Raw genomic sequence first — 251 nt, forward strand, 5'->3', positions numbered from 1 at the left:
GTCGGGGTGGCAGGGCTTAGTGGGAAAATACCACTTGCAGCACGAACTTGGTGCCGAAGAAGGCCAGCGCCAGTACCAGGCAGCCGCCCAGTGTCCAGCGGGCGGCACGCTGGCCGCGCCAGCCCAGCACGTGATGCCCGAACAGCAGCACGGCGAAGATGATCCAGGCGCCGAGGCTGAGCACCGTCTTGTGAGCCAGATGCTGGGCGAACATGTTGTCCAGATAGATGGTGCCGCTGATGATCGACACG

General features: G+C 63.7%; 1 protein-coding gene. It reads right to left on the bottom strand.

The window, feature by feature from the left end; all coding sequences use genetic code 11:
• Positions 1–16: 16 nt before the first annotated feature.
• Positions 17–251, bottom strand: a 235-nt coding sequence (gene ccsA, locus R0J88_RS22010; protein WP_410901179.1) for a cytochrome c biogenesis protein CcsA, incomplete at its 5' end; no start/stop codon positions are given.

The sequence above is a fragment of the Pseudoalteromonas sp. SIMBA_162 genome (assembly GCF_046535955.1).
Lineage (GTDB): Bacteria > Pseudomonadota > Gammaproteobacteria > Enterobacterales > Alteromonadaceae > Pseudoalteromonas > Pseudoalteromonas marina.